Here is a 26,101-nt window from a genome sequence, read left to right on the forward strand (position 1 = left end):
AACCTGAGTACACCAATGATCCCTGTGGGAGCGAGCTTGCTCGCGATGAGGCCGGCCACTGCAGCACAAATCTCAAGGCTCCAACCCGATCCCCCGCAAAATCACACTGGTCACCGTCTGCACCGCTTTCTCGAACTGCATGTCCGACAGCGGCTGATGGTCGTTGAGAATATTCACCTGGTGATCGAAGTCGGCGTAGTGCTGGGTCGAGGCCCAGATCATGTACAGCAGGCTCGAGGGCTCCACCGGCAGGATGCGTTTGTCGTCCACCCACTGGCGGATTTTCGCTTCCTTCATCTTGGCCCAGTCGTACAGGCTCGCATCCAGCGCTTCGCCGAGGGTCGGCGCGCCATGGATGATTTCGTTGGCCCAGACTTTCGAGCCATAGGGCCGGCTGCGGGAATGGTTCATCTTGGCGCGGATGTAGCTGCTGAGCACCACACGCGGGTCATCGAACATCTCGAAGCACAGCGCATCCTGCTTCCAGACTTCCAGCAAGTCGAACAGCACGGCGCTGTACAACTCGGTCTTGGTGCTGAAGTAGTAGTGCAGGTTGGAGCGCGGCAGTTGTACTTCAGCGGCGATGTCGGCCATGGCGGTGCTGCCAAAGCCCTTTTCAGCGAAGACTTTTTCCGCCCCCAGCAGGATTTTTTCGACGTTACTGCGACGAATCTCGATCTTGTGATTGCCCATGCGGATCCCCGACAACAACGTTGAGCAAGACTAGCATCCGCTCTGGATCGCGGCGACAGGGGAAAACGAAACTTCGTGCAGCCACTGTCGTAAAGCTAAACTCTGCGCACTTGGAAACTGCCTGAGGTACCCACGATGTTGCTCAAGAAAACCCTGACCGTCGCGGCCCTGCTCGGCACGCTGCCTCCGATGATTTCCAGCTGACAATCCAATCCCTTGTGGGAGCGAGCTTTTGTGGCGAGGGGGCTTGCCCCCGTTAGGCTGCGCAGCAGTCGTAAATATAAACTCCTCGATATGCCTGAAAGTCGTAGGGGCCGCTTCGCGACCCAACGGGGGCAAACCCCCTCGCCACAGGGAACGGTGCAAGCCTTGAAAATCACATAGCAGGTAAACATGTCGCTAACACTGATCGAACTCGAAGACGAATTCACCCGCCTCACCCTCGCACCAGAGCTTGGCGGCAGCATCGTCAACTGGACGGTGCGCAGCACCGGACAGCCCTTGTTGCGCCACAGTGATGCCCATGCCCTGAACACCGGCCTGCCCGGCAAACTCGGCTGCTTTCCCTTGATCCCCTGGTCCAACCGCATCGCCGATGGCGGTTTCGATTGTCCCGATGGCTGGCTGGCACTGGCGCCCAACAGCCTCACCGATCCCCTGCCGATTCACGGCAGCGCCTGGCAGCAGGCGTGGGACACGGTTTCCCGGTCGAAAAATGAAGTGGTCCTGCAACTCGACGGCACAACCCCCTTCGCTTATCGCGCCCGGCAACGTTTCCATTTGAGCGCGGGCAAGCTGAGCATCGAACTGCACGTCACACACCTGGCCGAGCACGCTGCGTGGCATGGCCTGGGATTGCATCCGTATCTGCCGCGCACCGCGAACACCCGACTACAGGCACCCGCCCGGCATGTGTGGTTGTGCGACAGGGAAAAACTGCCGACAGAACTCAGCGCATTGCCGCTCGAGTGGGATTTCCAGCAACTGAAGGTATTGCCCGAATCGCTGGTGGACAATGGCTTCTGCGAATGGAACGGTCACTGCCTGATCGAGCAAGCGGATCTTGGTTACACGCTCGACTGCCAGGCCACCGGCAGCGATTACTACCTGCTGTACTGCCCCGTGGGCCTGGAGTTTTTCTGCATCGAGCCGGTGAGCCATCCGGTCAACGCGCACCACCTGCCCGGTCGGCCGGGGTTGCGTTTGCTGGAACAGGGCCAATCCACCGAACTGGGTTTCACCCTACAGTATCGGCCGCTTCAGGCAGATGTTCCCAACAGTTGACTCAACACCGCTCGCAACTTGCCGGGCTTCACCGGTTTGTTCAGCAAGGGTGCGTTGAGCCGCTGCAACGCACGCCGGCATTGGTCGGTGCGGTCGGCGGTAATGATCACCGCGGGAATGTCCTGGTGGAAATGCTCGCGCAAATGTCGCACCACATCACAGCCGACCACCCCGTGATCGAGGTGATAGTCCGCGAGAATCAGCTCCGGCGCCTGTCCGCGTAACGCTGCCAGTGCGGCCGCTTCATCGGTGGCGACCAGAACGTCGCAGCCCCACTGCCCGAGCAACGCGCCCATGCTTTCGAGAATGCTCACTTCGTTGTCGATCACCAGCAGACGGCGGCCCGGCAGCGGATTGCCGGTGCCCGGTTGTGGTACCGCCTGGCTCACGGGCAACGGAACCTCGTCGGATATCGGCACCTCGATGCTGAACATCGAACCCCGCCCCGGCAACGAGTACACGCCGATCCTATAGCCAAGGATCTTGGCGATGCGCTCGACGATCGCCAGCCCCAGGCCCACGCCCTTGCGGTCGGCGGCGCGACCGACGTCCAGTTGGTTGAACTCGAGGAAGATCGAATCGAGCCGGTCGGCGGCGATGCCACGCCCGGTGTCCCAGACCTCCAGGCGCAGCATCTCGCCCCGACGCCTTACCGCCAGCAGGATGCTGCCTTCATCGGTGTAGCGGCAGGCATTGCTGAGAAAGTTGCGCAGGATCCGCGTCATCAGGCGCAAGTCGGTGCTGATGGCGTAATCGGCCATGCGCACCCGCAGGTTCAAGCCGGCCGCCTGGGCGACGGACTGGAACTCCGACACCAGCGGCCCAAGCAGTTCGTCGAGGCGGTACGACGCGATGTCCGGCTTGACCGCGGCCTGATCGAGCCGGGAAATGTCGAGCAGATCCGTCAATAGGTCTTCGGCCCCTTCCAGGGCCTGGTGAGTGCGCTCCACCAGCACCTGTTCGGCTTCCGGCAATTGGCGTTCGCGCAAGGTCGAAACCAGCAACCGCGCGGCGTTCAGCGGTTGCAGCAGGTCGTGGCTGGCGGCGGCGAGGTATTTGTCCTTGCTGTGATTGGCGGCCTCGGCGGCATCGCGGGCATCGCGCAAGGCCTTGGCGATCTGTTTACGCTGGGTGATCTGCTGCTGAAGGTTACGGTTGGCTTCGAGCAGTTCATTGGTGCGCGCGACGACGCGCAGCTCCAGTTCGTCATTGAGTTGCTGCAGGCGTTGCTGGGCCTGTTTGCGCTCGGTGATATCGGAAACGAACCCCTCCACCAGCCCTTCCTGGCCAGGTTTGAGCAGCAGGTTCATCAACACATCGAGATGGCTGCCGTCCTTTCGGCGCAAGCGGGTTTCATAGCCGTGCAGGCTGCGCTGGTGCCTGAGGATCTCGCCGATGTTTTCCAGCTCCTGCGCGCCGTCGACAAACAGGGCGCCGGCCAGGTCGGTCAGGGAGAACAGCACCTCCTGCGGGTCCTGATAGCCAAGCATGCGTGCCAGCGCCGGGTTGGCGGCACGCATGCCATCGTGCAGGCTGGCCTGGAAGATACCGTGCACCGCGTTTTCGAACAGCCACTTGTAGCGGTTACGCTCGGCTTCCAGATCATCCAGGCGCGCGGCCAGTTCCGGGTAATGACTCTTGCGCGCCGAATGGCTGCCCAGCCCCAGCAGCCCGGCCAGGGCGCGTTGTTGCTCGTCAGAGGGCTTCGCCATAGACGACCTCGACATCACGCTGGCTGGATTCGCGCGGGTTGGTCAGGATGCACGGATCGTGCATCGCATGCTGCGACAGGAACGGAATATCCGAGGTCCTGACGCCATGCAAACCGAGGGTTTCGTGAAAGCCGATGGCGTGCTTGAGGGCGATCAGGTGTTCGACCAGGCGCCCACAGATCTGCCGGTGATTCAGGCCTCGGCAGTCGATGCCGAAGGTCTCGGCGATCACCTTGAAGCGCTCCGGTGCCGAGTTGTAATTGAAGGCCACCACATGCTCGACGAGCACCGCGTTGCACAGGCCGTGGGGCAGGTCCAGAAAGCCGCCGAGGCTGTGGGACATGGCATGCACGGCGCCCAGGATGGCGTTGGAAAACGCCAGCCCGGCCTGCATGCTGCCGAGCATGATCTTCTCGCGCAGGGCGATGTCGGTCGGGTTGGCGATCATTTGCACCAGATTGCCATTGATCAGGCGCATCGCCTCCAGCGCATGGGGATCGGTCAACGGCCCGTGGCCGGTGGACACGAAGGCTTCGATGGCATGCACCAACGCGTCGATGCCGGTACAGGCCGACAGGAACGGGTCCATGCTCAGGGTGGTTTCCGGGTCGATCAGCGAAACGTCCGGCACCACGGCCTTGCTGACGATGGAGAACTTCATGCGCTCCTGCTGATTGGAAATGATCACGAATTGCGAGACATCGGCCGAGGTGCCGGCGGTGGTCGGAATCAGGATCAGCGGCGGGCTGGGCACGCGGATGGTGTCCACGCCCTCGAAATCGAGAATGCTGCGGCCATGGGCGACGACGATGCCGATGCCTTTGCCGCAGTCCATCGGGCTGCCACCACCGACGGCGACGATCACGTCGCAGTGGTTTTCCCGGTACATCTCGGCACCGAGCATCACCTCCTCGACCCGTGGGTTGGGCGAGACATCGCTGTACAGGCAGTATTCGATGCCCAGCGCTTGCAGGCTGGCCTCGACATCGGCGACCCAGCCGGCGGCGATCACGCCGGGATCGCTGACCACCAGCACCTTGCGTGCGCCAAAGGTCTTGGCGTAATTGCCGACACTGTGCCGGCTACCGGCACCGAAAATGATTTCAGGGGACACGAACTTGCGCAGCTGGTTGAGACTCTGGCTCATTGGAAAGCCTGTTTTTATTGTTTTGGAAGGTAGAAACCACACTAAACCATCCAGCTGCGAATGCAATCAGACCAAGGTCATCCGCCCTATTCTGCGAACGCCGCAGCCCCCTGTGGGAGCGAGCTTGCTCGCGATAGCTGCATCACAGTCGACATCAATGTTGATTGCGCCGACCTCATCGCGAGCAAGCTCGCTCCCACAGGGGATTTATGTCGCCAGACTAACCGCGATAGATCAGCTGCGAAGTCTTCGCATTGCGCAGCGTCAGGTGTTCGATCCCCATCCCTGGCACCTCGGCTTCTTCGCGGGCCTTGAGGATCACGCCGTGGTGCGGCGACTTGCTGCACACCGGGTCGGCATTGCTGGCATCGCCAGTCAGCATGAAAGCCTGGCAGCGGCACCCGCCCAGGTCCTTGTGCTTTTCATCGCAGGAGCGGCACGGCTCCTTCATCCACTCATCACCGCGAAAACGATTGAAGCCGAACGAGTCGTTCCAGATGTGCGAGAGGCTGTGCTCGCGCACGTTGGGAAACGCTACCGGCAACTGCCGGGCGCTGTGGCAAGGCAAGGCCGTGCCGTCGGGGGTGATGTCGAGAAACAGGTTGGCCCAGCCGTTCATGCAGGTCTTGGGGCGTTCCTCGTAGTAGTCCGGGGTGACGAAGATCAACTTGCACGGGTGGCCCTGAGTTTCAAGCCGCTGGCGATACTCGTTGGTGATGCGCTCGGCGCGCTGCAATTGCTCCCGTGTGGGCAACAGGCCGACGCGGTTGAGTTCAGCCCAGCCATAGAACTGGCACGTGGCCAATTCGACGAAATCCGCTTCCAGCTCCAGGCACAACTCGATGATCTGCGCGATCCGGTCGATGTTGTGCCGATGGGTGACGAAGTTCAGCACCATCGGATAGCCCTGGGCTTTCACCGCACGGGCCATGGCGAGTTTCTGGGCAAAGGCCTTGCGCGAGCCGGCCAGCATGTTGTTCACCGCTTCGTCGGCGGCCTGGAAGCTGATCTGGATATGGTCCAGCCCGGCCACCTTGAAGTCGCGCACCTTCTGCTCGGTCAAGCCGATGCCCGAAGTGATCAAATTGGTGTAGTAACCCATGTCTCGCGCGGCCTTGATCAACTCGGCGAGGTCCTGACGTACCAGCGGCTCGCCACCGGAAAAGCCCAATTGCGCGGCGCCCATGTCCCGCGCTTCGCGGAATACGCGGATCCATTCTTCCGTGCTCAGTTCCTCACCGTGCCGGGCAAAATCCAACGGATTGGAGCAATACGGGCATTGCAACGGACAGCGGTAGGTCAACTCGGCGAGCAGCCACAACGGCGGTCCGGGCAGCGTCTCATTCGATCCAGAATTGCGCATGGGCCACCTCCAGAAACGCCAACACGTCTTCGTCGATCCCGGGTACGCCAGGGAAATTCGCGCTCAATCGATCAATAATCGCCGCCACGCTGCGCTGGCCATCCACCAGGTCGAGAATCTGCCCGGCGCTGCTGTTGAGCTTGATCATGCCTTCGGGGTACAGCAGCACGTGGCAATCCTGACGGGGCTCCCATTGCAGACGAAAACCACGGCGCAAGGCCGGTGACTGCTGGCGATTGATCAGGCTCACAGGGCGATCCCCCGGTGCCAGACGTTGTCGCCGGTGACCGTGTGATAAGGCGGGCGTGCAAGTTCGTAGGCCATGCTCATGGCATCGAGCATGCTCCACAGCACATCGAGCTTGAATTGCAGGATCTCCAGCATGCGTTGTTGCCCCTCGGCCGTCACGTAGTGCGCCAGGGTAATGCGCAAGCCATGCTCGACATCGCGCCGCGCCTGACTCAGGCGCGTGCGGAAATAGTCGTAGCCGGCGACGTCGATCCACGGGTAATGGGTCGGCCAGGCGTCGAGTCGCGACTGATGGATCTGTGGGGCAAAGAGTTCGGTCAGCGAACTGCTGGCCGCTTCCTGCCAGCAGGCGCGACGGGCGAAATTGACGTAGGCGTCCACCGCAAATCGCACCCCGGGCAGCACCAGTTCCTGGGACAAAATCTGCTCGCGATCCAGGCCCACGGCTTCGCCCAGGCGCAGCCAGGCTTCGATTCCGCCCTCGCTGCCGGGGACGCCGTCGTGGTCGAGAATCCGTTGCAGCCACTCCCGGCGCACGTCGCGGTCCGGGCAGTTGGCCAGGATGGCAGCGTCTTTCAGGGGGATGTTGACCTGGTAATAGAAGCGATTGGCGACCCAGCCCTGGATCTGCTCGCGGCTGGCGCGTCCGGCGTACATCGCTTGGTGGAAGGGATGGTGGATATGGTAATAGGCGCCCTTGGCGCGCAGGGCGGCTTCGAATTCTGTGGGGGACATGGGGGTGTCAGTCATTTTGTTCTCCGGGAATTTTTGCGGTGCCTGCGCTGGCCCTATCGCGAGCAAGCTCGCTCCCACAGGTGTTCGGTGGGAACACAAATTTCATGTACTGCAGAAATCCATTGTGGGAGCGAGCCTGCTCGCGATAGGGCCTTTGGCTACAGCTCAATACTCATGCCGTCATAAGCCACTTCGATCCCCCGCCGCTCCAGCAAAGCCCGCTCGGCCGAGTCTTCATCGAGAATGGGATTGGTGTTGTTGATGTGGATCAGCACCTTGCGCTGGCGGTTGAAACCCTCCAGCACTTCAAGCATCCCGCCGGGGCCGCTTTGTGGGAGGTGCCCCATTTCGCTGCCCAGGCTCTGGCCGACTTCGCAGATACGCATCTCGTCGTCGCGCCACAGGGTGCCGTCCAGCAGCAGGCAATCGGCACGCTGCATCCAGCCCAGCACTTCATCGTCGATTCGACCAAGGCCAGGCGCATAGAACAGCGAGGCACCGCTGCGCAGGTCTTCTATGAACAGGCCAATGGTGTCGCCCGGTTGCGGGTTGCCGCGATTGGGTGAATACGGCGGCGCGTTGCTCACCAGGGGAATCGCGCGAAATTGCAAATGCTCGCAGGCCGGGATGCCGAACGGCTGGCGATCGAGGCCGACCGGTTGCCATTGCAATCCGCCATTCCAGTGCTCAAGCATGGTGAACAGCGGGAAACCGCTGCTCAGGTCCTGATGCACACGCGAGGTGCACCAAACGTCATGCGGACAGCCTTCGCGCAGGCTGAGCAAACCGGTGCAATGATCGATCTGGCTGTCCAGCAGCACGACGCCGGCGATGGCAGTGTCACGCAATCGGCGCGCCGGTTGCAGCGGCGCAAAACCCTCGAGTTGCGCGCGAATGTCCGGTGAAGCATTGCACAGCACCCACTCCACACCGTCGTCACTCAGGGCAATCGACGACTGTGTACGGCGCTGGGCCCGCAAGCTGCCATTGCGCACACCGGCGCACTGGCGGCAGTTGCAGTTCCACTGCGGGAAACCACCGCCAGCGGCGGAACCGAGAACGCGGATGTGCATGGCGGATGCTCCAGAAGGCAGGCCCGGCCAACGCATCGGCTGGCCGGGTGATCAATCAACGGTTGGCGAAATACATCGTCACTTCGAAGCCAATGCGCAGATCGGTAAACGCGGGTTTAGTCCACATGGGTCATTCCTCTTCTTGTGCCCGGGTGATTCCGGTAGAGCCATTAATGCACGGGGCGCCGAGTGCCCGAATGCTACTTTCGAAGGAGTTTTGGGGGTGATTTGGTAGGGGGTGTTGCGCAGTCATTGGCAACACAAAACCCATGTGGGAGCGAGCTTGCTCGCGATGACGGAGCAACAGTCAACCGAGATGTTGAATGTGCCGACCTCATCGCGAGCAAGCTCGCTCCCACAGGTTTTTCAGTGTTCTTGCGAGGTTAGAAGAACCCCAGCGGATTGATGTCGTAGCTCACCAGCAGGTTTTTGGTCTGCTGATAGTGGTCGAGCATCATCTTGTGGTTTTCGCGACCAACGCCGGACTTCTTGTAGCCACCAAACGCCGCGTGCGCCGGGTACAGGTGGTAGCAGTTGGTCCATACGCGCCCGGCCTTGATCGCCCGGCCCATGCGGTAGGCCCGGTTGATGTCGCGAGTCCACAGGCCGGCGCCGAGGCCGAACTCGCTGTCGTTGGCAATCGCCAGCGCTTCGGCTTCGTCCTTGAAGGTGGTGACACCCACCACCGGGCCGAAGATTTCTTCCTGGAACACGCGCATCTTGTTGTGCCCCTTGAGCAGGGTCGGCTGGATGTAATAGCCGCTGGACAGGTCACCCTCCAGACGTTCGGCCGCGCCACCGGTGAGCAGCTCGGCGCCCTCCTCCTGGGCAATGGTCAGGTACGAGAGAATCTTGTCGTACTGCTGCTCGGACGCCTGGGCGCCGACCATGGTCTCGGTGTCCAGCGGATTGCCGCGCTTGATCTTGACGATCTTCTTCATCACCTCGGCCATGAACGGCTCGTAGATCGACTCCTGGACCAGTGCCCGAGACGGGCAGGTGCAGACTTCGCCCTGGTTGAAGAACGCCAGCACCAGGCCTTCGGCGGCTTTTTCGATGAACGCCGGTTCAGCGTTCATGATGTCTTCGAAGAAGATGTTCGGCGACTTGCCGCCCAGTTCGACGGTGCTCGGGATGATGTTCTCGGCGGCGCAATGCATGATGTGCGCGCCCACCGGGGTCGAGCCGGTGAAGGCGATCTTGGCGATGCGCTTGCTGGTGGCCAGGGCCTCGCCGGCTTCGCGACCGAAGCCCTGAACGATGTTCAACACACCCGCCGGCAGCAGGTCGGCGATCAGCTCGGCGAAGACCATGATCGACAGCGGCGTTTGTTCGGCAGGCTTGAGCACGATGCAGTTGCCGGCGGCCAGGGCCGGGGCGAGTTTCCAGGCGGCCATCAGCAGCGGGAAGTTCCACGGAATGATCTGCCCGACCACGCCCAGGGGCTCATGGAAGTGATAGGCCGTGGTCAGCTCATTGATCTCGGCAGCCCCGCCTTCCTGGGCGCGGATGCAGCCAGCGAAGTAACGGAAGTGGTCGGCCGCCAGCGGCACGTCGGCGTTCAGGGTTTCGCGCACGGCCTTGCCGTTGTCCCAGGTTTCGGTGACGGCCAGGACCTCAAGGTTCTGCTCGATGCGGTCGGCGATTTTCAGCAGCACCAGGGAGCGGTCCTGGGCCGAGGTCTTGCCCCAGGCGTCGGCAGCGGCATGGGCGGCGTCTAGGGCCTTGTCGATGTCGGCGGCGCTGGAGCGCGGGAATTCGGCGATCACTTCACCGTTGACCGGCGATGTGTTGGTGAAGTACTCGCCATTGATCGGGGCAACGAACTCGCCACCGATGAAGTTGCCGTAGCGCGGCTTGAAGGTAATGACGGCGCCTGGGGTTCCGGGTTGTGCGTAGATCATGGTGGGCCTCTGTCTGGGTCGATGCCTGTCGTACTGACAGGCGATACGCCGATACTAGAGAGCCCCGCGCGCCAGACGAATGCATCGTTGGCAGGAGGGGCTCTCGTTATTTGGTCGTAGGTTTCACACAAAACACTGTGGGAGCGAGCTTGCTCGCGATGAACCCGAGAACGCAGTGGGGTGTCAGGCTTCCAGCGTTATCGTTGACGACCATCGCGAGCAGGCTCGCTCCTACAGGTTTAATGCTTGGCGACGAGGTCCTTGGGCAGCTTGAAGGTCCAGAGCATGCCACCCTGGTTGAAGTCCTTCACCCGCTTGGCCACTTCGCCGCCCCACAGCGGTACCGCGCCGCCCCAGCCGGAGAGCACCGAGACGTACTGTTCGCCGTCCATTTCCCAGGTCACGGGCGAGCCGAGCACGCCAGAGCCGGTCTGGAATTCCCAGACCTTTTCGCCGGTCTTGGCGTTGAAGGCCTGCAGGAAGCCTTCAGGCGTGCCGGTGAACACCAGGTTGCCCTTGGTGGTCAGCACCCCGCCCCACAGCGGCGCGTAGTTCTTGTGGCGCCAGACTTCCTTGCCGGTTTTCGGATCGATGGCCCGCAGCACGCCGATGTAGTCTTCGTTCAACGGCTTGATGGTGAAGCCGGCGCCGAGGAACGCCGCGCCTTTCTTGTAGGCGATGCCTTCGTTCCAGATGTCCATGCCCCATTCGTTGGACGGCACATAGAACAGCCCGGTGTCTTTGTTGTAGGCCATCGGCATCCAGTTTTTCGCGCCGAGGAACGCCGGCGCTACGAAGACCGAGCTGCCCTTGGCTTCGGAACCCGGGGCACCGGGACGGCTGGCTTCGTTGTAGATCGGCCGGCCGTTCTTATCCAGGCCGGTGGCCCAGGTGATCTTGTCCACGAACGGGAAACCACGGATGAATTTGCCGTTGGTGCGGTCCAGCACGTAGAAGAAACCGTTACGGTCGGCAGTGGCCGCCGCCTTGATCTCCTTGCCCCCTTCGCTGTAGTTGAAGGACACCAGCTCGTTCACGCCGTCGTAGTCCCAACCATCGTGGGGCGTGCTCTGGAAGTGCCACTTGATGGTGCCGTCGTCCGGGTTGAGCGCCAGGCGCGACGAGGAGTAGAGGTTGTCGCCAGGGCGCAGGTGCGAGTTCCACGGTGCCGGGTTGCCGGTACCGAACAACAGCAGGTTGGTTTCAGGGTCGTAATAGCCACCAAGCCAAGGCGCGGCGCCACCGGTTTTCCACAGATCGCCCGGCCAGGTCTTGCCCGCCTCGCCGCCGGAGATGCCGTTTTCCACCGCTTTGCCGTCCTTGTAGACGTAGCCCATATGGCCTTCGACCGTTGGCCGGGTCCACAGCAGATCACCGTTTTTCGGGTCGTAGGCCTCGATCTTGCCCACCACGCCAAACTCGCCACCGGCCACGCCGGTAATCAGCTTGCCGTTGATCACCAGCGGCGCTGCGCTGATCGAGTAGCCTTCCTTGTGGTCGGCGACTTTCTTGCTCCACACCACCTTGCCGGTGTCCTTGTTCAGCGCCACAAGCTTGGCGTCGAGGGTGCCGAAAATCACCAGGTCGCCATACAGCGCGACGCCACGGTTGATCACGTCGCAGCAAGGGCGGATGTCATCGGGCAGGCGCGCATCGTATTGCCAGAGTTTCTTGCCGGTGCGCGCATCCACGGCGAATACCCGGGAGTAGGAACCGGTCATATACATCACGCCGTCCTTGACCATCGGCTGCGCTTGCTGGCCACGCTGTTTTTCACCGCCGAAGGAAAACGCCCACGCCGGGCGCAACTCCTTGACGTTGTCGACGTTGAGAATATCCAGCGGGCTGTAGCGCTGCCCTTGAACGCCGAGGCCGTTGGTCACGACCTGTTCCGGGTTCTTCGGGTCCTGGAGAATGTCCTGGTCGGAAACCCCGGCCAATGCCTGGCCGGACAACAGCATGGCACTGAGCAGCAGGCTCAAGACGAAGGACTGGCGACGTGCGGGTTGGGTCATGACGGCTTCCTCTGCGGATTTTTGTTATGTCCGGAAAATTTTCCCGGTCTGGTGCAGATTCTTGGGCGCCGCTGCCCTGGCAACAATTGCCCGCAATGAGGAGATTGCTAGTTCCTTGGTACAGGGTCGGAGGAGATGAGCCGCGAACTTTGTGCCAGACATAGATCCCCTGTGGGAGCGAGCTTGCTCGCGATGGCGTCGTATCAGCCGACATCAATGTTGACTGTCAGGACCTCATCGCGAGCAAGCTCGCTCCCACAGGGGGGGCTGTGTTTGCTCACTTTTGCGCGGCAGAATCCACCCGGCTCATCTGCCCTCGCTCGTAACGCGGGTACAGATGACTGACGCTGCGGATCAGTTCATAACGGTTCAGGTTGATCCCGGCGAAGCGTTCGGGGATGGGGCTGCGGATCATCTCGGCCATATCACTGCCATTGGCCGCGCCGTCGCGCATGAGCTGATCGAGCCAGGTCAGGTAATCGCGCATCTGCTCGAAGGGTTGTGGATCGCTCGACACCGGCCCATGGCCCGGTACGACCTGTGTCCAGGGCAAGCCTTGCAGGGTCGCGATATCCGCCAGCCACACCGACAGCCCGGGACTGTTGGGCGTTGTCAGCGCCCGCTGATAAAACACCAGGTCCCCGGCAAACAGCACACCGGTTTGCTGGTCGAGAATAGCCAGATCCGCGCCCGTATGCCCACCCAGGCTCAGCAAGCGCAGATCGTGATTCCCAAAACTTTTCACGCCGGGTGTCAGCGCCTGGGTGGGCAGCACCACTTCGGTGCCACGCATCCAGTCGCCGACCATCCGGTACATATTCTCCGCCATGGCATCGCCTTGCTGGTGCAACAGCTCGCTGGTGCCGGCCAAGGCGCCGATTGGCACGTCGGTGAAGGCTTGATTACCCAGCACATGGTCCGGGTGGTGATGAGTCAGCAAGACCTCGATCACCGGCTTGTCGGTGGTGGCGGCAATGGCCTTGCGCATCGCTTCGCCGTAACGCCTGGACGGCCCGGTGTCGATCACCACCACACCGCGCTCAGTGACGATAAACGCGGTGTTGACGATGTTGCCGCCGTTGGCCTTGGCGAAATTATCGGTGCTGCCTTCCAGTAACCAGGTGTCCTGGGCGATCCGCCGGGGCTTGAGCGAGTACTCGAGATCGGCCAGGGCCGGCAGACTGACGCTTAACACCATCAACAGGATCCAGCGCATGCCACGCTCCTTAGGGTCAGGGGATCGACGCATCGAACTCATTGCCGCTGTTGTCCCGTAGCAGCAGGCGCGTTTGCCCTGCCCCTTCGATGTCGAAGGCCAGGTTGGGGTTTTCGCTGACCGCGGGGAACAGCTCCAGCCGGGCCAGCACCTGGTCGCTGCGGTCGCGCAGTTCGGCATGGTTGATGAAGAATTCCGGAATGCCGCTGACCATGCCGTTGTCCATGGGATGGGCCACCTGCATACGCAAACGGCTGAACCCGTCCCGGGGATAACGACCACCGAGCACTTCGCCGATGCGCTCCTCCCAGCCCGGTTGAGTCCGCACCACGCTCGGCGCGGTGCAACCGCCACCCGCGGCGTCAATCAGGGTCGAGCCGACATGCCACACGCCGTCGCGGGTCAACACCGCCGCGCGCAAGGGCGTCGCCTGTTCGATGCGAATGCGCAAAGACAGCCACGGCAAAACCGAATTCAGCGGCTGGAAGTCGACGATTTTCGGTAACGGATTCAGCTCTGCCCAGGCGAGGATTTTCACCACCTCGCCATTGAACGCCCGGGCATCGATTTCCAGCGGCACCTGCCGGGCATCTTCGGCAAACGGCGGCGCCAGCAGCTTGACCCGCTCATCGAAAACGAACGGCGCATTGCCCAGAAACTGCTGATGATAGAAGGCCCACATCACCGATGGCACCGGATCCTTGCCGGGATCGATAGCGCCAGCCTGTGCCGCCAGGCTCAACCAGCAGGCCAACAGACAACTCCCTCGCCATTTCATCGCCTGCTCCTTATTGATACATCTCGGGCACGTCGTAACGCAGGCCGTAATGGCCGTAGATGGTCTTCACCGAACCGTCGCGGATCAGCGCTTCCAACGCCTCTTCCACGGCATAGGCCAGTTGACGGTTGCTTTCGTGCACCGCCATGCCGATTTCCCATAGCTGCTTGCCCATGTTCGGGTAGGCATTTTCTGCCAGCGCCACCTGTGGGTCGGCCGCTTCGTGCACTTGCCAGTCGATTTCGCCGCGCATGGCCATCACCGCGTCGACCTCACCGGCCTTCATCGCGGCAAACGCCTGGGGTACGCCCGAATAGTGATGGGTCTTGCCAGCGAGCATGCCGTTGAACACCGAGGTCAGGTAGAACGAGGGCACGCTGTCGACTTCGACACCAATCGGGTGATGCTCGAACACCGCGACGCTGGCGACCTTATCCAGCCTTCGGCGGTCATAGGCCACCTGCCATTGCTCGTTCTGGTACGGACCGAACATCACCACTTGGCCGTTGACCAGTTCGCCGAACTCGTTGCGCTTCTGCGCGTAGTCACGGTCGTAGGGCACGCGCATCATCAGGTCGGCCAGTTGCTGGTTGTGCAAGGCACTGGCACGCCAGATGTAGTCGCGCAGGTCGTCATCGAGTTTTTCCCCGGCCGGTGCCCAGATCAGCGACAGGCGCACACCGAGTGCCTTGGCCAAGGCCTCGGCGAGTTCGACATCGACTCCCTGGGGCTTTCCAGCGCTTTCGAAACTGTAGGGGGCGAAGTCCTTGTAGACCGCCACCTTCAGCTCCCCGGCGGCGATCATTTCGTCGTAGTTGCGAACCTGCGCCTGCACCGCCTGGCAGCACAGCCACAGAGCGCTGATCAACACCGCGAGCAGGCGCATGGGTCACTCCTCGACGCGCACAGTGTCCAGATAGGTACGCACCGCCCACAGGGCTTCCTGGCTCAGGTAGTCGGCCATCTTCGGCATGTACACCCGACCGTCGCGCACCGCGCCATGGCGCACCCGTTCGGCGAACCATTCATCGCCCGCCTCGCCGACATCGAGCATACGCAAGTCGGGGGCGATACCACCGGACTTGGCTTCCAGGCCATGACAGGCCGCGCAGTTCTGGGTATAGGCCGAGGCGCCGATTTCCACTGCCTTGTCGTGTTCCGGGGCGGTGCGATACGGGTTCACCGCGGCCCAGCCATCGGCATCGAGCTGCACCCCGGCGTCCTTGATCGGGGTCAAGCCCTGGGTGGCGACAGCCTGTGGCACCACATTGCCGTGGGCCCAGACGGAGCCTGCACTGATCAAACTGGCCAATAGCCCGGTCACGAGCAAGGCGTTGCGTTTTGTTGTCATTGTTATGCCCTCTGGATTGCACGCAAAACCTCTTGGCAGAGGCTATGGCAGCCATCTTAGAAAGCCCTGCGCACAGCCCCCATGCTGCTTTGGTGGTCGCTACCTAGTCCCTTGGTAGTAAGGCGCTGGATGGACACCACCGGTACTTTCTGCATATTTCCTCAGCTTCGCGGGCTTCCTATGCTGGCGCTACCTGTAATGGAGTGCCCTATGCGCCAGCTAATCCCTTACGCCCTGATCTACCTGCTGGCGATTGCCTGCGCCGCCGGCCTGGCCACCCAGAGTCAGGCCGCCGATGCGCCCTTGCAGGTGCGGATCGGCTACCTGGGTTATCGCCCCGACGCCGGCCCGTTGCTGTCGAACGTCATCCCCGAGCCCACCGATGCCGGGCTGCGCGGTGCCGAACTGGCGATCACCGACAGCAACAGCACCGGGCGTTTTCTCAACCACGGTTACAGCCTTGTCAGCGCCAGTGTCGACAGTCCCGAGGCCTTGCTCGAAGCGGCAAAGGTGCAGCATGAACAGGGCTTGCGCCTGTTTGTGGTGAATGCCCCCGCGACCAGCCTGCTCCAATTGAGTGCGGCACTGCCCGATAGTCTGCTGTTCAACGCCGGCAGCCCCGACGACAACCTGCGCACCAGCGATTGCCTGCCGAACGTGCTGCACACCTTGCCGAGCCGGGCGATGCTCGCCGATGCGCTGGCGCAGTTTCTGGTGTTGCGCAAATGGCAGCGGGCGCTGCTGATTGTCGGCCCGACGGCGGATGATCAAGCCTATGCCGCCGCCCTGCGCCGCGCCGCCAAGCGCTTCGGCTTGCAACTGGTGGCGGAAAAACCCTGGAGCTTTGATAACGACCAACGCCGCAGCGCCCAGGCCGACATGCCGCTGTTCACCCAGACCGCCGAGTACGACGTGGTGCTGGTGGCCGATGAACGCGGCGACTTCGGTGAATACGTGCCCTACCAGACCTGGTACCCGCGCCCGGTCGCCGGCACCCAGGGCCTGACCCCGGTGGGCTGGCACAAGACCGTGGAAACCTACGGCGCCGCGCAGCTGCAAAAACGCTTTGAAGCCCTGACCGGACGCTGGATGAATGACCGCGATTTCGCGGCATGGATGGCCGTGCGCAGTATCGCCAGCGCCATGAGCAAACTGCGCCAGGCCGAGCCGATGGCGATCCGTACGCTTGAAATCAGCGATCAGTTGCCGCTCGACGGTTTCAAGGGTCGCAAGCTCAGCTACCGGTCGTGGAATGGCCAGTTGCGCCAGCCGATTCCCATTGTCCAGCCCCGGGCGCTGGTCAGCACCTCACCCCAGGACGGCTTTTTGCACCCGTTCAACGAGATGGACAGCCTGGGTTACGACAAGCCCGAGGTCAGCTGCCGCTTTCCCTGATCCGAACATCACAACAACAAGGAATCCGCCATGCGCCGCACCCTGCTCTCTTGCACCTTGCTGCTCGCCGCTGGCAATGCCGTTGCCAGCACTGCCTGGGTCTCCAACGAAAAGGACAACAACCTGAGCCTGATCGACATGCAGACCCTGCAAGTCACCGACACCCTGCCCGTCGGCCAGCGCCCTCGCGGCCTGCTGCTGTCCCATGACAACAAGTTGTTGTACATCTGCGCCAGCGACTCGGACCGGGTCCAGGTGATGGACGTGGCCACGCGCAAGATCATCAAGGAACTGCCCTCGGGCAAAGACCCTGAACAATTCGCCCTGCACCCCAACAATCGCTGGTTGTACGTCTCCAACGAAGACGATGCGCTGGTCACAGTGATCGACACCGAGACCTCCAAGGTACTCGGCCAGATCAACGTCGGCGTCGAGCCCGAGGGTATGGCCGTCAGCCCCGACGGCAAGTGGGCGGTCAACACCAGCGAAACCACCAACATGCTGCACTGGATCGACACCAGCACCCAGACCCTGGCCGACAGCACCCTGGTGGACCAGCGCCCGCGCTTCGTCGAGTTCTCCCCCGATGGCGCGAAGCTCTGGGCCTCGGCGGAAATCGGCGGCACCGTGACCATTCTCGATGTGGCCAGCCGTACCGTGCTCAAGACCCTTAACTTCCAGATCAAGGGCGTGCACCCAGACAAGGTCCAGCCGGTCGGCATCAAGCTCAGCGCCGATGGCAAGTACGGTTTCGTCGCACTGGGCCCGGCCAATCATGTGGCGGTGATCGATGCCAAGACTTACGAGATTCTCGATTACCTGCTGGTGGGTCGACGGGTCTGGCAGATGGCGTTCACCCCGGATCAGAAGCAACTGCTGGCCACCAACGGCGTCAGCGGCGATGTCTCGGTGATCGATGTCGACAGCCTCAAGGTCAGCAAATCGGTGAAGGTCGGGCGCTATCCCTGGGGCGTGGTGGTGACGCCATGAACGCCCTTGAAGTCAGCGACCTGGGCTTTGCCTACGGCTCCCGGGAGGCCTTGCGCAAGGTGAGTTTCAGCCTGGAACCCGGGCGTTTCGCCGCGCTGCTGGGGCCCAACGGCGCCGGCAAGTCGACCCTGATTGCCCTGCTGACCCGGCTCTATGATCTGCAGCACGGCGAAATCCGCGTCGGTGGCTGTTCATTGCGCAGCGCGGCACGCCCGGCACTCAGGCAATTGGGCGTGGTGTTCCAGCAAAGCACCCTGGACCTGGACCTCAGCGTCGAGCAGAACCTGCGTTATCACGCGGCATTGCATGGCCTGTCCCGGCGTCAGACCGACCTTCGGGTCGACGTCGAACTGGCCCGTCAGGCCCTGACCGACCGTCGCCGCGAACGGGTGCGCGAACTCAATGGCGGCCATCGTCGCCGGGTGGAAATTGCCCGCGCCCTGCTGCATGAGCCGCGCCTGCTGCTGCTCGATGAAGCCAGTGCCGGCCTCGACCCGGCGAGTCGCCTGGCGCTCAACCAGCACATCCGCAGCCTGTGTCGCGACGAGCACATCAGCGTGCTCTGGACCACCCACCTGCTCGACGAAGTACAGCCCAGCGATGACTTGTTGATCCTGCATCAAGGCCGGTTGGTGGCCAGTGGGCAGGCCGACACCCTGAGCCTGGAGCACGGCGGCGATCTCGGCTCGGCCTTCACTCGCCTTACGACATCAGGGGTTGTCCAATGAACGCTTACTGGCAATGCTTGCGCGGTATCGTGCTGCGCGAATGGCTGCGCTTTGTGCTGCAACGCACCCGATTTCTGAGCGCCCTGGTGCGGCCGCTGCTGTGGCTGCTGGTGTTCGCCGCCGGTTTTCGCGCGGCACTGGGAATCGCGATCATCGAGCCCTACGACACCTACATTCCGTACGAGGTCTACATCATTCCCGGGCTGGCCTGCATGATCCTGCTGTTCAACGGCATGCAGGGGTCACTGTCGATGGTCTACGACCGCGAGATGGGCAGCATGCGCGTGCTGCTGACCAGCCCCCTGCCCCGAACCTTTCTGCTGTGCAGCAAACTGGTGGCCACGTCGCTGATTTCGTTGTTGCAGGTGTATGCGTTCCTGGCGATTGCCTGGGTCTACGGCGTGCGGCCACCGGCCATGGGCCTGTTGCTGGCGTTGCCGGCCCTGTTGCTGGTGGCGTTGATGCTCAGCGCACTGGGCCTGTTGCTGTCGAACGCGATCCGCCAGCTGGAGAACTTTGCCGGGGTGATGAACTTCGTGATCTTCCCGCTGTTTTTCCTGTCATCGGCGCTGTATCCGCTATGGAAGATGCGCGAGGCCAGCCAGTGGCTGTATTGGCTGTGCGCGGTGAATCCCTTTACCCATGCGGTGGAACTGGTGCGCTTCGCCCTGTATGAACGCTTCAATCCGCTGGCGCTGGCGGTGTGTGCGGGTTTGACGCTGCTGTTCGCGCTGCTCGCCGTGCTGACCTTCAACCCGCAGCATGCTGCCTTGCGCAAAGCCAGCTAACACCACAATCCCCGGTGGGAGCGGGCTTGCTCGCGAAGGCGGCGGCAAATTCAATAAATAAGTTGACTGACACAACGCTTTCGCGAGCAAGCCCGCTCCCACAGGGGGATCTTCATTGAACAGGGAGAATTACTACTTTAGTACTGGTTTTCCTGTCTATCGTCGCATTCCCAACGCCCCCCGACTGGCATGTAATAGGTCCATAACTATAAGGACCGAACCCATGCCGCGAGCCCGACGTTGCCTGTTGCGCCCTACTCTCGCCGCCCTGTCGCTGGGCCTGCTGTTGAGCACCGCGCAGGCCGACACGGCGCTGTTCTCCACCGACGGCTATCGCATCGGCCTGTACCGCAGCCCGACGCCGGAACAACTGCAAGGCGCAACCATCATCGACACCCCCGCCCTGCAAACCCTGCTCGGCCAAACCCCGCGCCCGGTGCTGATCGATGTCTACCGCCGTCAGTGGCTGCAAGGGCAGTTCATCGAAGACCAGCCCCATGAAAACCTGCCCGGCAGCCATTGGCTGGCCAATACCGGCGACGGTGACCTGACGCCCGCCTGGCAGGATTACTTTTCCCGCAACCTGAAATCACTGACTGGCGGCGACCCGACGCGACCGCTGGTCTTCTACTGCCGCTCCGACTGCTGGTTGAGCTGGAATGCGGTCAAACGCGCAGCCACCATGGGCTATAAGACTCTGTATTGGTATCGCGATGGCCTGGACGCCTGGCAAGCGGCCAATCTGCCGGTTTCGCCAGCCAGCCCCGAACCCTTTCCCTGAAGCTTTACGCGTGCGTGTAGTTGCCACACCATAATCAAAATAATGAGGTGAAAGGCCATGTACAAAATCCTGATTGCCGACGATCACCCGCTGTTTCGCGAAGCCATTCACAACGTCATCAGCGACGGTTTTGCCGGCACCGAAGTGATGGAAACCGCCGACCTGGACAGCGCCCTGGCGCTGACCCAGGAACACGACGACCTGGACCTGATCCTGCTCGACCTGAACATGCCCGGCATGCACGGGCTCAATGGCCTGATCAACCTGCGTAACGAAGCGCCGACCATTCCGGTGGTGATTGTCTCCGCCGAGCAGGACAAACAGATCGTGCTGCAAGCCATCACCTACGGTGCGGTGGGTTTCATCACCAAGTCTTCACCCCGTACCCAGATGACCGATGCCATCCAGCAGATTCTCAATGGCAATGTCTACCTGCCTCCGGACATCATCCGCACCGCCAAAAGCAGCACCCACCGGCGGATGAACGACACCCCGGGCTTCCCGCCCGAACTGCTCCAGGCCCTGACCCGCAAACAACTGCAGGTGCTGGAACGCATGACCAAGGGCGAATCGAACAAGCAGATCGCCTACACCCTGGAAATCGCCGAGACCACGGTCAAGGCCCATGTCTCGGCGATCCTGCGCAAGCTCAACGTGCACAACCGGGTGCAGGCGATCCTGAGTGCCGGGGATATTGATTTCGGGTCTTATCTGCGGCGCTGAGTCAAGACCGCGTCGCTCTCATCGCGAGCAAGCTGAACTGGCCTAATAATTCCGGACACCTCTTAAGGGCGATATGATTTCGCCAACTTGGAGGTTCCATGAACGAAAGAAAGGTCTATTCACGCGAGTTCAAGCTGCATGCTGCCAGCATGGTGCTTGATGATAACTGCCCGGTTCCAGACGTTTGTGCATCGCTGGATATCGGGCCCACCGCTTTACGGCGTTGGGTCGATCAGGTTCGCAAGGAGCGCGAGGGGCAGCCAGTCAAAGGCACCAAGGCGATTACCGAAGATCAGCGCCAGATCCAGGAACTAAAGGCCAAGATCAAGCGCATGGAAATGGAAGCCGAGATCTTAAAAAAGGCTACCGCTCTCTTGATGTCGGATCCCGATCGTTTTCGATGATTGCGGAACTAAGAGAGTCGTTCCCGACAGCTGTCGTGTGTCGTGTTTTCGATGTGAAGCGCAGCAGCTTTTACGAGTGGCTTCAGCGGCGAGCCCAACCGCGGATCAGGCGCGAAGAGCTCAAGCTCAAAGTGGTTGAACTGCACAGCGAAAGCCGCGAAGCCATGGGTTCCAGAATGATCAGCAAGGGCCTGAAGTCCCAAAACATCGCGATCGGAAGAGGCCTTGTCCGAGCGCTGATGAGGGAGGCCAACATTGTCAGTAAACAACGCCAGCCGCACCCATTCAGATCCAAGGGAGTGGAAGCGTTTGTCGCGCCCAATCGGCTCAAGCGCAACTTCAAACCGGCTGCAGTCGATCAGGTCTGGTGTGGTGACGTGACCAGCTTGATGGTGGGCGAGCGCTGGGTTCATCTGGCCATCGTCATCGATTTGTTTGCTCGCCGGGTCATCGGTTGGGCATTTTCGCTGGTCAATGACGCCAACTTGGTCAGCAAGGCGCTACGCATGGCGACAGAGGTTCGAACGTGCCCTGCGGGACTGATGTTTCACTCGGATCAGGGCTGTCAGTACACCAGCCGCAAGTTTCAGGAAGAACTGAAGCGTCGTGACATATTGCAAAGCATGAGCCATCGCGGGCAGTGCTGGGACAACGCTCCAACAGAGCGATTTTTCGGCACGCTGAAATCAGAATGGGTGCCTCGTAGTGGCTACAGCAAGATCGAGGAAGCCAAAACCGATATGGTGCGCTTCTTCATGTACTACAACCGCACCAGGCTCCACAGCTACAACAACTATCTGTCGCCAATAGCCATGGAGCAAAAAGCGGCATAAACACCGTAACCGGTGTCCGGGATTACTTGACCAGTTCAAGCTCGCTCCCACAGGTACGATGCTGTCCCTGTGGGAGCGAGCTTGCTCGCGATAGCGGTGGCAAAAACGCCGGGATCTCAAGGCCTGCCGAGCAAATGACTCATCGCCGTCTTCAGCTTCATCGGCCGCACCGGCTTGTGCATCAGGGTGTGGCCCAGTTCGCGGATCTGCTGCTTGAGTTCATTGCTGTAGTTGGCCGTGATCATCATCGCCGGGACCGGTGACGCGCGCCGGGCATTGATCCGGGCCACGGCGTCGACACCGTTGCGATCGTTGTCCAGGTGGTAATCGGCAATCAGCAGGTCGGCCTCGGCGTGGTAGTTGTCCACTTGCCGCGCCAGGTCCTCCTCCGAGAGCGCCGTCACCACCCGACACCCCCACCCCTCCAGCAAGGTGCGCATGCCGGCACAGATGGTCGCGTCATTGTCCAGCACCCATATCCGCGCACCGCGCAGGCGCTCAAGCATCGGCTCGCTCATCTGCAACGTCGGCGGCGGTTTCGGCGCGGTGGCGCTCAACGGTACTTCGACCGAGAACATCGAACCCCGGCCCGGCCACGAGCGCACATGAATGCGATGCCCGAGGATGCCGGCAATCTTCTCGACAATCGCCAGGCCCAGGCCCAGGCCGCGATCCTGATCGGGTCGCTGCACATCACCGCGCTTGAACTCCTGGAAAATCTCCTCCAGGCGATGCTCGGCAATGCCCATGCCGCTGTCCCAGACTTCGATCGTCAGGCACTGATGATGCCGCCGGCAACCGAGTACCACGCGACCACTGTAGGTATAGCGAATCGCATTGCTCAGCAGGTTGCGCAGAATCCGGGCGAGCAGCTGGATGTCACTGCGCACCAGCGCCGAACAGCCGATGAAGTGCAGTTGCAGGCCTTCACTGCGCGCCACCTGGGTGTATTCGGCGGCCAGGTTGTCCAGCAGTTCACTGAGGGCGAACGGCGCAATGTCGGCTTTGATCACCCCCGCATCGAGCTTGGAAATATCCACCAGGGTACCGAGCAGGTTTTCCACGTCTTCCAGGGAATTGCTCACGTTGCGCACCAGAATTTCGCTGGACATCGGCTCGCGCCGCTCCAGCAAGGCACTGGTAAACAGCCGAGCGGCATTCAACGGTTGCAGCAGGTCATGGCTGACGGCGGCGAGGAACTTGGTCTTCGACAGGTTGGCCTGCTCGGCTTCCTGCTTGGCCTCGCGCAAGCGTGACTCGACCAGGCGACGCTCATCGATCTCGCGCAGCAGTTGGTCATTGAGGGTAGTCAATTCCGCCGTGCGCTCGCGTACCCGCAGCTCAAGGTTCTGATAAGCCTGGTGCAACGCCTCGGCGGTGCGCCGGCGTTCGGTAATGTCGCGGATCAGCACGAAAATCCCCACCACCTCGCCACTGGCCAGACGGTTGGGCACATAGGAGCGCAGCATGTAGCGCTCCTGATTGTTGACGTTGGTTTCGGCGAATTCGAACGTCACGCTCTCGCCCGCCAGCGCCCTGGCCACGTAGGACTCCAGCCGCTGGTAATGCTGTTCGCTGTGCACTTCGCGCAGGCTCTGGCCGAGCATCACGCCGCGGGGCCAGCAGTACCATTCTTCGTAGACCTTGTTGGTGAACTCGTAGACCAGATCGGCATTGAGGTAGGCAATCAATGCAGGTACGTGATCGGTGATCAGGCGAATCCAGTGTTCGCTTTCACTCAGCGCCTCGGCGTGCTGGTAGCGTTCGGTAATGTCGGTGAAGGTGTTGACGAAACCGCCGGCGGGCAATGCATGGGTGCGGATTTCCAGGACCCGGCCATCGTACAGGCGCTGTTCGCATTCGCGTACCGGTCGTCCGTTGCCATCGCGACTGGCCGGGGTCAGCAGGTTCAACTCGCTGTCGGCGATTACTTCGGCAAACGGGCGATGGGCCGCCACGGGCGCCAGGCCGCTCAACTCCAGGAAACGCCGGTTCCACAACTCCAGAATGCCCTCGGCGCTGACCATCGCCACCCCTTGGGACAGGTTGTCGACCGCCCGTTGAAGCAGATGCGACTTCTGCGCCACCGCCTGTTCCCGGCGTACGGTTTCGCTGAGTTTGACGTCGGTAATGTCGGTGAACAGAATCACCCGCCCCCCTTCCTGGGTCGGCCGCTCGCTGACTTGCAGCCAGCGCCCGTTCTGCAGGCGGTAAAGCAGGTTTTCGTCGGCATGCCCGCGTGGCTCTTCGGTGAACAGGCCGTTGTTCATCATCAGCCGCTTGACCTCGGTCAGGCGCATGCCGGCATTGATCCGCACCCGACTGTTGCTCCAGAACGCCTTGAAGCGACTGTTGAACAGCACGATGCGCTGCTCGGCGTCGAACAGGACGAAGGCGTCGGAAATGCTTTCAATGGCATCGATCAGGTGTTGATGCGCCGTTTCCGCGCGCAGGCGGGCTTCGCTGAGCAAATGATTACCGGCCTTGAGTTCGGCCATGGCCTGGTTCAGGGCATCGGTGCGTTCGCGCACCTGCTCGGCCAGCACCACCGAATGCTGGAATGCCGCGTACGGATCGTTGCCGCGGGTCACCCCGGACTCGACCCGTTCGATCAGCGCACCATTGATGCGCTGCAGTTTATGGTTTTCCAGGCGCAGCCTGGCCAGCTCGGCCTGCAGCTCAGCGATGTCCTGGGGCGCGGCCACGGGCAATGGCAACGCCGGTGAAGGTCTGGTTGATGTGCATGCCATTGAACTGTTCTCCGTAGGTGTTGAAACCCATCACCCGTTGCTCACGCAAAAACGTGCCGATCTGATCAAGACTGCCGTCGTCTTCGAGTTCCAGACGCCGCAGGAAACAGTCGCAACCGATGGTCAGCAGCAAATCACCCAGGCGCTCCTGCAAACCCTCGAACAGGCTCTGCAGGTTCGGCAGCATCGGCCCCGGAGTCATGGCGGTGAGGACGATGCCGTTTTCCACGGCGCAGTAGAAACTCAGGCTCAGGTCCGGATGCACCTGCTGGATGGCCCGCACGTAGTACTGCTGATTGATCCGCACTGCCAACGGGTGCGCGGCGAAGACCCGGTGATCGAGTTGCGTCACCGGCACGCCGATGTGCCGGGCGTACTCGGCGGCGGCCGGCTCGGCATTGAGTTCGAAGACCCGGCGCAAAGTGCTGTCGGCCCCGGTGACCACCAGCTTTTCGGCGCGGGGCAGCACGTGGTGGGTGGTGAACACTTCGAAATCCAGCCAGGTATTGACCAGCACCACCACGGCCGCGCCGCTGTGGAACTCGCCATCGAAGTACACATGGGTATGGGTCAGGTAGTTATCGTCGCCGGCCGAGCCGCCGAAATGCGGAATGTCGCCCAATGCCGCGCTCAAGGCCGCCAGGACCATTTCTTCACGGCTGGACAGGCCATCGAGCAAGGTCAGGGCAAAGCTGTTGCCCTTGATCGGGGCCAGGGTGTTGCTGCGACAGCCACTGACCAGGCGCTCGACCATTTGCTGGGCGTCGATCAGGCTGAAGTGCTCCATCTGGTCGATCAGCTCGATCGCGATGGAAAAGTGCCGATGATCGAAACCCACCGCCGTCACGCAATTGCGTCCGTAGCCCAGCGGGGTGATTTCCCCGGCGCTGGTGCAGCCCGCCAGGCGAATGCCGCCGAAGCTTTGCTGCAAGGCCTGGCCCAGCGCCTGCAAGTCGTACTCGGCGGAACAGAAGAACAGCACGAACCCCAGGTGCGGGTGCAACAACTGTCGTGCCAGTTCCTGCGCGACCTGCCGGGCATCGGTGGCCTGGGACATCGCACTGACGATTCCTTCGTTCTGGACCGACTGCATCGTCACCTCCGGCAGGTGCGTGTGTATGAGGCACGAGTGTACGAAGTCTGTGAGGTGCGACGAATGCTACTTGGGTAGCGGGTAGCCGCTTCGATG

General features: G+C 61.8%; 25 protein-coding genes and 1 pseudogene. 9 read left to right on the forward strand and 17 right to left on the reverse strand.

Annotated features, from left to right (window positions below; all coding sequences use genetic code 11):
- Positions 1-72: 72 nt before the first annotated feature.
- Positions 73-693, reverse strand: coding sequence for a TetR/AcrR family transcriptional regulator (locus J4D25_RS03130; RefSeq protein ID WP_008046717.1), 621 nt, complete (start codon positions 691-693; stop codon positions 73-75).
- A gap of 393 nt (positions 694-1,086) precedes the next feature.
- On the opposite strand from J4D25_RS03130, the gene J4D25_RS03135 reads away from it, so the two are divergent.
- Positions 1,087-1,977 (forward strand): aldose 1-epimerase, encoded by an 891-nt coding sequence (locus J4D25_RS03135; RefSeq protein WP_057715186.1) that lies wholly within the window; start codon positions 1,087-1,089, stop codon positions 1,975-1,977.
- On the opposite strand, the gene J4D25_RS03140 is transcribed toward J4D25_RS03135, so the two are convergent.
- The 14 genes and pseudogenes from J4D25_RS03140 to pedF form a co-directional block, all read right to left on the reverse strand.
- Complete coding sequence (locus J4D25_RS03140) at positions 1,953-3,689, reverse strand: NahK/ErcS family hybrid sensor histidine kinase/response regulator (RefSeq protein ID WP_057715187.1); 1,737 nt, start codon at positions 3,687-3,689, stop codon at positions 1,953-1,955. The two genes, J4D25_RS03135 and J4D25_RS03140, sit on opposite strands and share 25 nt — an antisense overlap.
- Complete coding sequence (gene ercA / locus J4D25_RS03145) at positions 3,673-4,836, reverse strand: alcohol dehydrogenase-like regulatory protein ErcA (protein WP_057715188.1); 1,164 nt, start codon at positions 4,834-4,836, stop codon at positions 3,673-3,675. The genes J4D25_RS03140 and ercA overlap by 17 nt, the downstream gene beginning before the upstream one ends.
- A gap of 220 nt (positions 4,837-5,056) precedes the next feature.
- A complete protein-coding gene (gene pqqE / locus J4D25_RS03150; RefSeq protein ID WP_057715189.1) occupies positions 5,057-6,199 on the reverse strand; it encodes a pyrroloquinoline quinone biosynthesis protein PqqE in 1,143 nt (380 codons plus the stop codon).
- A complete protein-coding gene (gene pqqD / locus J4D25_RS03155) occupies positions 6,177-6,449 on the reverse strand; it encodes a pyrroloquinoline quinone biosynthesis peptide chaperone PqqD (RefSeq protein ID WP_057715190.1) in 273 nt (90 codons plus the stop codon). The genes pqqE and pqqD overlap by 23 nt, the downstream gene beginning before the upstream one ends.
- Positions 6,446-7,198 carry a pyrroloquinoline-quinone synthase PqqC gene (gene pqqC / locus J4D25_RS03160; RefSeq protein ID WP_057715191.1) on the reverse strand — a complete coding sequence of 251 codons (753 nt, stop codon included), beginning with the start codon at positions 7,196-7,198 and terminating at the stop codon, positions 6,446-6,448. Before pqqC ends, pqqD begins: the two co-directional genes overlap by 4 nt.
- 143 nt (positions 7,199-7,341) lie before the next feature.
- Positions 7,342-8,256 carry a pyrroloquinoline quinone biosynthesis protein PqqB gene (gene pqqB, locus J4D25_RS03165; RefSeq protein ID WP_057715192.1) on the reverse strand — a complete coding sequence of 305 codons (915 nt, stop codon included), beginning with the start codon at positions 8,254-8,256 and terminating at the stop codon, positions 7,342-7,344.
- A 55-nt stretch (positions 8,257-8,311) separates the two neighbouring features.
- On the reverse strand, positions 8,312-8,383 hold the full coding sequence (pqqA, locus tag J4D25_RS03170; protein WP_003253598.1) for a pyrroloquinoline quinone precursor peptide PqqA: 72 nt from the start codon (positions 8,381-8,383) through the stop codon (positions 8,312-8,314).
- A gap of 256 nt (positions 8,384-8,639) precedes the next feature.
- Positions 8,640-10,160, reverse strand: a complete 1,521-nt coding sequence (locus J4D25_RS03175; RefSeq protein WP_057715193.1) for an aldehyde dehydrogenase family protein — start codon at positions 10,158-10,160, stop codon at positions 8,640-8,642.
- A gap of 124 nt (positions 10,161-10,284) precedes the next feature.
- A pseudogene (locus J4D25_RS26885) lies at positions 10,285-10,374 on the reverse strand (outer membrane lipoprotein carrier protein LolA); the annotation flags it as partial.
- 25 nt (positions 10,375-10,399) lie between these two features.
- The gene (locus J4D25_RS03180) at positions 10,400-12,175 is read right to left on the reverse strand and encodes a PQQ-dependent methanol/ethanol family dehydrogenase (protein WP_057715194.1); all 1,776 of its coding nucleotides are present in this window, start codon (positions 12,173-12,175) and stop codon (positions 10,400-10,402) included.
- A 277-nt stretch (positions 12,176-12,452) separates the two neighbouring features.
- On the reverse strand, positions 12,453-13,391 hold the full coding sequence (locus J4D25_RS03185; RefSeq protein ID WP_057715195.1) for a quinoprotein relay system zinc metallohydrolase 1: 939 nt from the start codon (positions 13,389-13,391) through the stop codon (positions 12,453-12,455).
- Positions 13,392-13,407: 16 nt separating this feature from the next.
- Positions 13,408-14,169 (reverse strand): quinoprotein dehydrogenase-associated SoxYZ-like carrier, encoded by a 762-nt coding sequence (locus J4D25_RS03190; RefSeq protein WP_057715196.1) that lies wholly within the window; start codon positions 14,167-14,169, stop codon positions 13,408-13,410.
- 10 nt (positions 14,170-14,179) lie between these two features.
- Entirely contained in the window at positions 14,180-15,055 is an 876-nt protein-coding gene (locus J4D25_RS03195; RefSeq protein WP_057715197.1) for an ABC transporter substrate-binding protein, read from the reverse strand.
- Between the two features lie 3 nt (positions 15,056-15,058).
- A complete protein-coding gene (pedF, locus tag J4D25_RS03200; RefSeq protein WP_057715198.1) occupies positions 15,059-15,520 on the reverse strand; it encodes a cytochrome c-550 PedF in 462 nt (153 codons plus the stop codon).
- Positions 15,521-15,730: 210 nt separating this feature from the next.
- On the opposite strand from pedF, the gene J4D25_RS03205 reads away from it, so the two are divergent.
- From J4D25_RS03205 to J4D25_RS03235, 8 genes are all read left to right on the forward strand, one after another.
- On the forward strand, positions 15,731-16,915 hold the full coding sequence (locus tag J4D25_RS03205) for an ABC transporter substrate-binding protein (RefSeq protein ID WP_057715199.1): 1,185 nt from the start codon (positions 15,731-15,733) through the stop codon (positions 16,913-16,915).
- Between the two features lie 30 nt (positions 16,916-16,945).
- A complete protein-coding gene (locus tag J4D25_RS03210) occupies positions 16,946-17,905 on the forward strand; it encodes a YVTN family beta-propeller repeat protein (RefSeq protein ID WP_057715200.1) in 960 nt (319 codons plus the stop codon).
- Positions 17,902-18,633: an ABC transporter ATP-binding protein gene (locus tag J4D25_RS03215; RefSeq protein ID WP_057715201.1), complete on the forward strand. Its 732-nt coding sequence runs from the start codon at positions 17,902-17,904 to the stop codon at positions 18,631-18,633. Before J4D25_RS03210 ends, J4D25_RS03215 begins: the two co-directional genes overlap by 4 nt.
- Positions 18,630-19,421, forward strand: coding sequence for an ABC transporter permease (locus tag J4D25_RS03220; protein ID WP_057715202.1), 792 nt, complete (start codon positions 18,630-18,632; stop codon positions 19,419-19,421). Before J4D25_RS03215 ends, J4D25_RS03220 begins: the two co-directional genes overlap by 4 nt.
- Before the next feature lie 223 nt (positions 19,422-19,644).
- Positions 19,645-20,202 carry a PQQ-dependent catabolism-associated CXXCW motif protein gene (locus J4D25_RS03225; protein WP_057715203.1) on the forward strand — a complete coding sequence of 186 codons (558 nt, stop codon included), beginning with the start codon at positions 19,645-19,647 and terminating at the stop codon, positions 20,200-20,202.
- 57 nt (positions 20,203-20,259) lie between these two features.
- On the forward strand, positions 20,260-20,925 hold the full coding sequence (locus tag J4D25_RS03230) for a response regulator transcription factor (protein ID WP_057715204.1): 666 nt from the start codon (positions 20,260-20,262) through the stop codon (positions 20,923-20,925).
- Between the two features lie 98 nt (positions 20,926-21,023).
- Complete coding sequence (locus J4D25_RS26890) at positions 21,024-21,329, forward strand: IS3 family transposase (RefSeq protein WP_057713040.1); 306 nt, start codon at positions 21,024-21,026, stop codon at positions 21,327-21,329.
- On the forward strand, positions 21,326-22,162 hold the full coding sequence (locus J4D25_RS03235; RefSeq protein ID WP_057716268.1) for an IS3 family transposase: 837 nt from the start codon (positions 21,326-21,328) through the stop codon (positions 22,160-22,162). The genes J4D25_RS26890 and J4D25_RS03235 overlap by 4 nt, the downstream gene beginning before the upstream one ends.
- 116 nt (positions 22,163-22,278) lie before the next feature.
- Here the strand turns inward: J4D25_RS03235 and nahK are convergent, their stop codons facing one another.
- Positions 22,279-24,873: a hybrid sensor histidine kinase/response regulator NahK/ErcS' gene (gene nahK / locus J4D25_RS03240; RefSeq protein ID WP_057715205.1), complete on the reverse strand. Its 2,595-nt coding sequence runs from the start codon at positions 24,871-24,873 to the stop codon at positions 22,279-22,281.
- A complete protein-coding gene (nosP, locus tag J4D25_RS03245; RefSeq protein WP_057715206.1) occupies positions 24,842-26,005 on the reverse strand; it encodes a nitric oxide-sensing protein NosP in 1,164 nt (387 codons plus the stop codon). The genes nahK and nosP overlap by 32 nt, the downstream gene beginning before the upstream one ends.
- Between the last annotated feature and the right edge of the window lie 96 nt (positions 26,006-26,101).

The sequence above is a fragment of the Pseudomonas sp. GW456-L13 genome, assembly GCF_017350115.1.
In the GTDB taxonomy this organism is placed as follows: domain Bacteria; phylum Pseudomonadota; class Gammaproteobacteria; order Pseudomonadales; family Pseudomonadaceae; genus Aquipseudomonas; species Aquipseudomonas jessenii.